Source organism: Streptomyces sp. NPDC040622, assembly GCF_055593965.1.
In genome coordinates this window covers 67827-77213 of sequence record NZ_JBVIXD010000020.1, presented here as the reverse complement: position 1 = coordinate 77213, position 9387 = coordinate 67827, and the positions used below count along the sequence as shown (strand labels likewise).

The following is a 9387-nucleotide window of genomic DNA, read 5'->3' as shown; positions in this document are numbered from 1 at the left end:
GGCGCTTCCCTTCGGTGTTTCTTTTGTTCTTGCGTTTCCGACTCTATCAGACTCTTTCGTGTCCGATTTCCTCGGCGCCTTTCCGGTTCCCGCTCAAGCCTTGCGGCTTTTCGCGTTTCCCTTTCCGGCGACTCCGACTTTATCAGAGATTCTGAGTCGGAATTCCCGCCCCGCTCCGGTCGGTCCTGGGCACCTGAGTGTCCGGGGCTTCCCTCGCTGGCGGAGCCGTAAACCTAACGGAGCGGGGCGCCCCGATGCAAATCGAGGCGCCCCGCTCCGGAGCTCGGTTGATCGAGGGGGTCAGACCTCGACGACCACCGGCAGGATCATCGGGCGTCGGCGGTAGTTGTCCGAGACCCACTTGCCCAGCGTGCGGCGGATGAGTTGCTGCAGCTGGTGGGGCTCGACGACGCCGTCCTGGGCCGACTTCTCCAGGACCTCCTGGACCCTCGGGATGACGGCGTTGAACGCCGAGTCCTCGATGCCTGAGCCGCGTGCCTGGACGTGCGGGCCGCCGGTGATCTTCCCGGTGCTGGAGTCCACCACCACGAAGACCGAGATGATGCCCTCGTCGCCGAGGATCTTGCGGTCCTTCAGTGCCGGCTCGCCGACATCGCCCACGGAGAGGCCGTCCACGTAGACGTACCCCGCCTGGACCTTGCCGACGATCTTGGCCTTGCCCTCGACGAGGTCGACGACGACGCCGTCCTCGGCGATCACGATGCGATCGTGCGGGACACCGGTGAGGGCGCCCAGCTCGGCGTTGGCGCGCAGGTGGCGCCATTCGCCGTGGACCGGCATCAGGTTCTTGGGCTTGCAGATGTTGTAGAAGTACAGGAGCTCGCCCGCCGAGGCGTGCCCGGAGACGTGCACCTTCGCGTTGCCCTTGTGGACGACGTTCGCACCCCAGCGCGTCAGGCCGTTGATCACGCGGTAGACCGCGTTCTCGTTGCCGGGGATCAGGGACGACGCCAGGATCACCGTGTCGCCCTGGACGATGCGGATCTGGTGGTCCCGGTTGGCCATGCGGGAGAGCGCGGCCATGGGTTCGCCCTGGGAACCCGTGCAGACCAGGACGACCTGGCTGTCCGGGAGGTCGTCGAGCGTCTTCACGTCGACGACCAGGCCCGGCGGGACGCGGAGGTAGCCGAGGTCGCGGGCGATGCCCATGTTGCGCACCATCGAACGGCCGACGAAGGCGACCCGGCGCCCGTACTCGTGGGCGGCGTCCAGGATCTGCTGGATGCGGTGCACGTGACTGGCGAAGCTCGCCACGATGATCCGCTTCTGGGCGCCGGCGAAGACGCCCCGGATCACGTTCGAGATGTCCCGCTCCGGCGGGACGAAGCCCGGCACCTCGGCATTCGTCGAGTCGGAGAGGAGGAGGTCGATGCCCTCCTCGCTCAGCCGCGCGAACGCGTGCAGGTCCGTGAGGCGGCCGTCCATCGGCAGCTGGTCCATCTTGAAGTCGCCGGTGGCGACGACCATGCCCGCGGGGGTGCGGACGGCGACGGCCAGGGCGTCCGGGATGGAGTGGTTGACCGCGACGAACTCACAGTCGAAGGGGCCGAGGTGCTCGCGGTCGCCCTCGACGACCTCGAGCGTGTACGGCCGGATGCGGTGCTCCTGGAGCTTCGCCTCGATCAGCGCGAGGGTCAGCTTGGAGCCGATCAGCGGGATGTCCGGCTTCTCGCGCAGGAGATAGGGGACACCGCCGATGTGGTCCTCGTGGCCGTGCGTGAGCACGATGCCCTCGATGTCGTCGAGGCGGTCCCTGATGGACGTGAAGTCCGGCAGGATCAGGTCGATACCGGGCTGCTCCTCCTCGGGGAAGAGCACTCCGCAGTCGACGATCAGCAGGCGACCGTTGTACTCGAAGACGGTCATGTTGCGGCCGATCTCGCCGAGGCCGCCGAGCGGGGTGACCCGCAGGCCGCCCTTCGGAAGCTTTGGCGGAGCGCCGAGTTCAGGATGCGGATGACTCAAAAGACTCTCCTCACCACGCGCGCCACGTACCTCCCGGGCACGTGGCGCGTATGACGTTCGTGCAGTAGCAGTTGTTGTGTGGGGTGCGGGCGGAAGTCAGCTTGTGTCGCGCCCGCGGTGTTGCGCTTATTCAGTTGTGAAGTCTGTGGTTACAGCTGTACCCCGCCGGCGGCGAGATCGATCTTGAGCTGGGCCGTCTCGTCGGGTGACAGCTCCACCATCGGCAGCCGCAGCGGTCCCGCGGGGCGGCCCTGGAGGGCCAGCGCCGCCTTGGTCGTGATCACGCCCTGGGTGCGGAACATGCCGGTGAAGACCGGGAGCAGCTTCTGGTGGATCTCCGTCGCCTTCTGCACGTCGCCCGTGAGGTGCGCCTCGAGCATGGCGCGCAGCTCCGGGGTGACGACGTGGCCCACGACGGAGACGAAGCCGCACGCGCCGACGGACAGGAGCGGCAGGTTCAGCATGTCGTCGCCGGAGTACCAGGCGAGGTCCGAGCGGGCGATGGCCCAGCTGGCGCGGCCGAGGTCGCCCTTGGCGTCCTTGTTCGCGACGATCCGGGGGTGCTCGGCGAGCCGGACGATCGTCTCCGTGTTGATCGGAACGCCGCTGCGGCCCGGGATGTCGTAGAGCATGACCGGCAGCTCGGTGCTGTCGGCGATGGCGGTGAAGTGCCGGAACAGGCCCTCCTGCGGGGGCTTGTTGTAGTACGGCGTGACGGTCAGGAGGCCGTGGGCGCCGGCGCGCTCGGCGGCGCGGGCGAGCGCGATGCTGTGCAGGGTGTCGTTCGTGCCGACGCCGGCGACGACGTGGGCGCGGTCTCCGACTGCGTCCAGTACGGCTCGTACGAGATCGTTTTTCTCCGCGTCACTGACGGTCGGTGACTCACCGGTGGTGCCGTTGATGACCAGGCCGTCATTGCCTGCGTCCACCAGGTGGGCGGCGAGCCGCTGCGCGCCGTCGAGGTCAAGTGCGCCGTCCGCCGTAAAGGGCGTGACCATGGCGGTGAGGACCCTCCCGAAGGGGGTCTGCGGAGTGGAGGTCGGAGCCATGGGTAACACGCTACTCGCTGCTCAGCGCGGGGTCGCCCCTCGGGTGATGTGAGCGGACCTGACAAGTGTGGAGCCCGGCACTGCCTGCTCGGGGGTTCAAGCAGTGCCGGGTCCGTTTGATCAGGCTAGATGAACTTCACGAAGTGCCGCAATACGGACACTTCGCTCGGCGCATCCGCACATCAGTGCCTCAAGGCGCCACATGTCCGTCTTCCGGGACGGGGGACGGGATCCGGGACGGGAAGGCCGTCTTGGGCCGCCCTGGGCCGTTCGGTGATCCGTCTCGATTTTCTTCGACTAATTTGCCAAAACAGGGCACCTTTTGGGCGTTTCGAGCGTCTATCTAGACAACAGAGTCCACAGAGCACCGTTCGAGACCCGTGAGGAGAAGCGCGCCCCATGTTCCGTCGGCGAGAGCCCGTTCCGTTCGCCTTCATCGCCGAAGCCGACAAGTTCCGCAGTAACGTCACTCCCCCACCCCGTGAGCGTGCATCGGCCAGTCAGATCGTGGGCCGCACGCTCATCGGTCTGACCGTGGTGGCCGGTCTCGTGGGATCCCTGCTCTTCGGGATGCCGGCGATGTCGCCCGACCAGTCACCCACGCAGCACCAGCAGTCCGAAGCGTCCGAAGGGCGCTGACCTGGTGCCGACCGTCACCGTCCGGCACTGACTCGTCCGGACCCCCAAGGGTGGTAGCAGGGGACACGGCTCGATAGCCTCACCGGGCACAGCCCATGTGTGGATTGAGTGAGGATCAGCCCGTGCCCCTGCCCTTCCTGACCGCGGACCGCGCATTCGACGACGCGGCGGACGACGCCCCGCTGCCCTTCGACGACCGCGATCTATGGCGTCGGCCCTACCGGCCCGGCCCCTGGCGGGTGGGCGCCGCCGCACTCCTGCTGCTGCTCGCCTCGTTCGTCCTCTTCGCGGCCGTGATCATCGCGTTCGCGGACTCCCCCGCGGGCGCCGCGATCTGCGCCGTTCTCGCGGTCCTCATCATCGCCGGCGCCCTGCGGCTGCTGCGCATGGGCACCTGGGTGAGCGCCCAGGGCCTGCGCAGGGTCGGCTTCCTCTCCACGCAGACGATCGCGTGGGCGCAGGTCTCCGCCGTACGGACCACGCAGCAGCCGGTGCGCTGGCTGGGGCTGCCCCGGACGGTGCAGGGGCAGGCGCTCGTCCTCGTACGCCGTGATCAGCGGGGAGCCGTGCCGCAGCCGCTGCTGACCGACCGGAACGCGGACTTCCTGGCCCGGTACGAGGCGTTCGACCGCGCGGCCGACTCCATCGAGGTGTGGGCCGACGAGTATCGGCCCACCGCCTGATCTAGACGTTCACCGGCTTGCCCGCACGCAGGGCGATGGCCCGCTGCATGGCCTGGCGCGCGCGGGGGGTGTCCCTGGCGTCGTGGTAGGCGACCGCGAGGCGGAACCAACAGCGCCAGTCGTCCGGCGAGTCCTCGGTCTCGGCCTTGCGGCGGGCGAAGACCTCGTCGGCCGAGTCGCGGTCGATGCGGCCCCCGGGGGTGCGCTTCAACTCGTCGACGGGCAGGCCGCCTTCGGCCTCCAGCTCGGCCGCGAGACGGTTGGCGCGCTGGACGAACTGGGTGTTCTTCCAGAGGAACCAGACGCCGATGACCGGCAGGATCAGCACCGCGACACCGAAGGTGACGGTGAGGAGGGTGCCGTGCTGTATCAGGAGCACGCCACGGCTGCCGACCAGGACGAAGTAGACGACCAGGACGGCAGCCGTGACGGCGTAAGTGATCTTTGCGCGCATCTCTCTCAGCTCTCGGGTCAGCCGAGGTCCAGGAAGTGTTCCAGGCCGAAGGTCAGGCCCGGAGTGCTCACCACGCGGCGCGCGCCGAGCAGGATGCCCGGCATGAAGCTGCTGTGGTGCAGCGAGTCGTGGCGCACGGTCAGGGTCTCGCCCTCGCCGCCGAGGAGAACCTCCTGGTGGGCGAGGAGGCCGCGCAGGCGCACGGAGTGGACCGGTACGCCGTCGACGTCCGCGCCGCGGGCACCGTCCAGGGCCGTCGCCGTGGCGTCGGGCTGCGGGGAGCTGCCCGCCTCCCTGCGGGCCTCGGCGATGAGCTGGGCGGTGCGTGTGGCGGTGCCGCTGGGGGCGTCGGCCTTGTTCGGGTGGTGCAGCTCGACGACCTCGACGGACTCGAAGTAGGGCGCCGCGATCTGCGCGAACTTCATCGTCAGGACCGCGCCGATGGAGAAGTTCGGGGCGATGAGCACGCCCGTCTCCGGGGACGCGTCCAGCCAGGTGCGCAGCCGCGCGAGGCGCTCGTCGGTCCACCCCGTCGTACCGACGACGGCGTGGATGCCGTGCCGCACGCAGTACTCGAGGTTGTCCATCACCGAGTCGGGGTGGGTCAGTTCGACCGCGACCTGGGCGCCGGTCTCCGCCAGCGTCTCCAGCTTGTCGCCCCGGCCGAGAGTGGCGACCAGTTCCATGTCCTCGGCGGCCCCGACGGCCTTCACGGCCTCGGAGCCGATCCGGCCCCCTGCACCGATGACCGCCACGCGCAGCTTGCTCATGTCCTTCATTCCTTAAGGGAGTTGGGCCCTCGGGCGACCTAGGCGACCGCTTCGTTCAGGCGGGCCGCCTGCTTGTCCTTGAGCGGGCCGATGGCCGAGAGGGACGGGCGGTGGCCGAGCACGTCGCGGGCCACTTCGCGTACCTCGTCGGGGGTGACCGCGGCGATCCTGGCCAGCATGTCGTCGACCGACATGTGCTCGCCCCAGCAGAGCTCGCTCTTGCCGATGCGGTTCATCAGGGCGCCGGTGTCCTCGAGGCCGAGGACGGTGGAGCCCGCGAGCTGGCCGATGGCCCGGCTGATCTCGTCGTCCGTCAGACCGTGCTGCGCGACCTGGTCCAGCTCGTCGCGGCAGATCTTCAGGACGTCGTGCACCTGGCTGGGCCGGCAGCCCGCGTACACGCCGAAGAGACCGGTGTCGGCGAAGCCCGAGGTGTACGAGTACACGCTGTAGGCCAGGCCGCGCTTCTCCCGGACCTCCTGGAAGAGGCGGGAGGACATGCCGCCGCCGAGGGCGGTGTTCAGGACGCCCATGGCCCAGCGGCGCTCGTCCGTGCGGGCCAGGCCCGGCATGCCGAGGATGACGTGGGCCTGCTCGGTCTTGCGGTTGATGACCTCGACGCGGCCCGAGGTGCGCAGGGCGCGCGAGCCCTGGCGCGGGATCATCGGGGTCGCGTCGGCGCGCCCGAGGGCGCTGGCCTTCTCGAAGGCGGCGCGTACCTGGCGTACGACCTTGTTGTGGTCGACGTTGCCCGCGGCGGCGACCACCAGGTGGGTCGGGTCGTAGTGCTTCTTGTAGAAGCGGCGGATCCGGTCGGCGGTGAGGGCGTTGATCGTGTCCTCGGTGCCGAGGACCGGGCGGCCGAGGGGGGTGTCGCCGAGCATGGTGTGCGCGAACAGGTCGTGCACGCAGTCGCCCGGGTCGTCCTCGGTCATCGCGATCTCTTCGAGGATGACGCCGCGCTCGGCGTCGACGTCCTCCTGGCGGATCAGGGAGCCCGTCAGCATGTCGCAGACGACGTCGATGGCGAGCGGCAGGTCGGTGTCGAGCACGCGCGCGTAGTAGCACGTGTACTCCTTCGCCGTGAACGCGTTCATCTCGCCGCCGACCGCGTCGAGCGCGGCCGAGATGTCGAGGGCGCTGCGCTTCTTGGTGCCCTTGAAGAGGAGGTGCTCCAAGTAGTGCGTGGCGCCGTTCAGCGACGGGGTCTCGTCGCGGGAGCCGACGTTGGCCCAGATGCCGAAGGTCGCCGAGCGCACGGAGGGCAGCGTCTCCGTGACGACGCGCAGGCCGCCGGGGAGGGTCGTCCTGCGGACGGTGCCGATGCCGTTCTCGCCCTTGATGAGGGTTTGGGTACGGGCGACGGCCCGCGCCTCCGAGGAGGTGCGGGCCGTCGTCGTGGTGCTACGCGACGTCACTTGTCGGTGTCGTCCTTCGTGTCGTCGTCCTCTTCACCCTCGATGACGGGGATGAGGGACAGCTTGCCGCGGGAGTCGATCTCGGCGATCTCGACCTGGACCTTCTGGCCCACCCCGAGGACGTCCTCGACGTTCTCCACGCGCTTGCCGCCGGCGAGCTTGCGGATCTGCGAGATGTGCAGCAGACCGTCCTTGCCCGGCATCAGGGACACGAACGCACCGAAGGTGGTGGTCTTGACGACCGTACCCAGGTAGCGCTCGCCGACCTCCGGCATGGTCGGGTTGGCGATGCCGTTGATCGTGGCGCGGGCGGCCTCGGCCTGCGAGCCCTGCTGGGCACCGATGTAGATGGTGCCGTCGTCCTCGATCGTGATGTCGGCGCCGGTGTCCTCCTGGATCTGGTTGATCATCTTGCCCTTGGGGCCGATGACCTCACCGATCTTGTCCACCGGGATCTTGACGGTGATGATGCGCGGCGCGTTCGGGGACATCTCGTCCGGAACGTCGATGGCCTCGTTCATCACGTCGAGGATGTGCAGACGCGCGTCGCGGGCCTGCTTCAGCGCGGCGGCCAGGACCGAGGCGGGGATGCCGTCGAGCTTGGTGTCGAGCTGGAGCGCGGTCACGAACTGCTTCGTACCGGCGACCTTGAAGTCCATGTCACCGAACGCGTCCTCCGCACCGAGGATGTCGGTGAGGGCGACGTAGTGCGTGTCGCCGTCGATCTCCTGGGAGATCAGACCCATGGCGATACCGGCGACGGCGGCCTTGAGCGGCACACCGGCGTTCAGCAGCGACATGGTGGAGGCGCAGACCGAGCCCATGGACGTCGAGCCGTTGGAGCCGAGGGCCTCGGACACCTGACGGATCGCGTAGGGGAACTCCTCGCGCGTCGGCAGCACCGGCACGATGGCGCGCTCGGCGAGCGCGCCGTGGCCGATCTCGCGGCGCTTCGGCGAACCGACGCGGCCGGTCTCGCCGACGGAGTACGGCGGGAAGTTGTAGTTGTGCATGTAGCGCTTGCGGGTCACCGGGGAGAGGGTGTCCAGCTGCTGCTCCATGCGGAGCATGTTGAGGGTGGTGACGCCCAGGATCTGGGTCTCGCCACGCTCGAACAGCGCCGAGCCGTGCACGCGCGGGATGGCCTCGACCTCGGCGGCGAGCGTACGGATGTCCGTGACGCCGCGGCCGTCGATGCGGACCTTGTCCTTGATGATGCGCTCGCGGACCAGCTTCTTGGTCAGCGCGCGGTAGGCACCGGAGATCTCCTTCTCGCGGCCCTCGAACTGCGGGAGCAGCTTCTCGCCGGCGATCTCCTTGACGCGGTCCAGCTCGGTCTCGCGCTCCTGCTTGCCGGCGATGGTGAGCGCCTGGGCGAGCTCGGTCTTGACCGCGGCGGTCAGGGCCTCGAGCACGTCGTCCTGGTAGTCCAGGAAGACCGGGAACTCGCCGGTGGGCTTGGCAGCCTTGGCGGCGAGGTCCGACTGGGCCTTGCAGAGGGCCTTGATGAAGGGCTTCGCGGCCTCGAGACCGGCGGCGACGACCTCCTCGGTGGGGGCCTCGGCGCCGTCCTTGACGAGCTGGATGGTCTTCTCGGTGGCCTCGGCCTCGACCATCATGATCGCGACGTCGCCGTCCTCAAGGACGCGACCGGCGACGACCATGTCGAAGACGGCGTCCTCGAGCTCGGTGTGCGTCGGGAAGGCGACCCACTGGCCCTTGATGAGCGCCACGCGCGTGCCGCCGATCGGGCCCGAGAAGGGCAGTCCTGCCAGCTGCGTGGAGCAGGAGGCGGCGTTGATCGCGACCACGTCGTACAGGTGGTCGGGGTTGAGCGCCATGATCGTCTCGACGATCTGGATCTCGTTGCGCAGGCCCTTCTTGAAAGAAGGACGCAGCGGGCGGTCGATCAGGCGGCAGGTGAGGATCGCGTCCTCGGAGGGCCGGCCCTCACGACGGAAGAAGGAACCGGGGATCTTGCCCGCGGCGTACTGCCGCTCCTCGACGTCCACCGTGAGGGGGAAGAAGTCGAGCTGATCCTTGGGCTTCTTGGAAGCGGTGGTGGCCGACAGCACCATGGTGTCGTCGTCCAGGTACGCGACGGCGGAGCCTGCGGCCTGCTTGGCCAGGCGGCCCGTCTCGAAGCGGATGGTGCGGGTGCCGAACGTGCCGTTGTCGATGACGGCCTCGGCGTAGTGGGTCTCGTTCTCCACTGTTCTCCTACGTGTCTACGTTTCGTCTTCTCGCCCCTGGGCCCGTGTGGCCCTGGGGCGGCGTCCCGTGCGTCCTTCGTGGACGGGGACCGTGCGGAGAAGCGCGCCGTGTGTGCGGGCCGGTCTTCGATCGAAGCACCCGGGGATGTCTCCCGGGGGCCACTACCGAGGACCG

The 9387-nt window shown here is 68.7% G+C and carries 8 protein-coding genes; 2 read left to right on the top strand and 6 right to left on the bottom strand.

The window, feature by feature from the left end; all coding sequences use genetic code 11:
• Positions 1–300: 300 nt before the first annotated feature.
• Positions 301–1986 carry a ribonuclease J gene (locus ACZ592_RS37360; protein WP_471586197.1) on the bottom strand — a complete coding sequence of 562 codons (1686 nt, stop codon included), beginning with the start codon at positions 1984–1986 and terminating at the stop codon, positions 301–303.
• Between the two features lie 149 nt (positions 1987–2135).
• A complete protein-coding gene (dapA, locus tag ACZ592_RS37355; protein ID WP_471586196.1) occupies positions 2136–3035 on the bottom strand; it encodes a 4-hydroxy-tetrahydrodipicolinate synthase in 900 nt (299 codons plus the stop codon).
• A 399-nt stretch (positions 3036–3434) separates the two neighbouring features.
• Between dapA and ACZ592_RS37350 the strand changes: the two genes are divergently transcribed.
• Both ACZ592_RS37350 and ACZ592_RS37345 read left to right on the top strand, forming a co-directional pair.
• On the top strand, positions 3435–3674 hold the full coding sequence (locus ACZ592_RS37350) for a hypothetical protein (RefSeq protein ID WP_471586195.1): 240 nt from the start codon (positions 3435–3437) through the stop codon (positions 3672–3674).
• A gap of 122 nt (positions 3675–3796) precedes the next feature.
• Complete coding sequence (locus tag ACZ592_RS37345) at positions 3797–4357, top strand: PH domain-containing protein (RefSeq protein ID WP_471586194.1); 561 nt, start codon at positions 3797–3799, stop codon at positions 4355–4357.
• Between the two features lies 1 nt (position 4358).
• Here the strand turns inward: ACZ592_RS37345 and ACZ592_RS37340 are convergent, their stop codons facing one another.
• From ACZ592_RS37340 to ACZ592_RS37325, 4 genes are read right to left on the bottom strand one after another with little or no spacing between them, the layout of a single operon-like run.
• The gene (locus ACZ592_RS37340; protein WP_471586193.1) at positions 4359–4811 is read right to left on the bottom strand and encodes a hypothetical protein; all 453 of its coding nucleotides are present in this window, start codon (positions 4809–4811) and stop codon (positions 4359–4361) included.
• Between the two features lie 17 nt (positions 4812–4828).
• The gene (gene dapB / locus ACZ592_RS37335; RefSeq protein ID WP_471586192.1) at positions 4829–5581 is read right to left on the bottom strand and encodes a 4-hydroxy-tetrahydrodipicolinate reductase; all 753 of its coding nucleotides are present in this window, start codon (positions 5579–5581) and stop codon (positions 4829–4831) included.
• 38 nt (positions 5582–5619) lie between these two features.
• Positions 5620–6999 (bottom strand): M16 family metallopeptidase, encoded by a 1380-nt coding sequence (locus ACZ592_RS37330; RefSeq protein WP_471586191.1) that lies wholly within the window; start codon positions 6997–6999, stop codon positions 5620–5622.
• Positions 6996–9212, bottom strand: coding sequence for a polyribonucleotide nucleotidyltransferase (locus ACZ592_RS37325; RefSeq protein ID WP_471586190.1), 2217 nt, complete (start codon positions 9210–9212; stop codon positions 6996–6998). Before ACZ592_RS37325 ends, ACZ592_RS37330 begins: the two co-directional genes overlap by 4 nt.
• Between the last annotated feature and the right edge of the window lie 175 nt (positions 9213–9387).

Excerpts from the sequence above, each read along its gene's own strand:
- ACZ592_RS37350 (WP_471586195.1), top strand. The coding sequence starts at position 3,435 with ATGTTCCGTCGGCGAGAGCCCGTTCCGTTCGCCTTCATCGCCGAAGCC.
- dapB (WP_471586192.1), bottom strand. The coding sequence starts at position 5,581 with ATGAGCAAGCTGCGCGTGGCGGTCATCGGTGCAGGGGGCCGGATCGGC.
- dapA (WP_471586196.1), bottom strand. The coding sequence starts at position 3,035 with ATGGCTCCGACCTCCACTCCGCAGACCCCCTTCGGGAGGGTCCTCACC.
- ACZ592_RS37340 (WP_471586193.1), bottom strand. The coding sequence starts at position 4,811 with ATGCGCGCAAAGATCACTTACGCCGTCACGGCTGCCGTCCTGGTCGTC.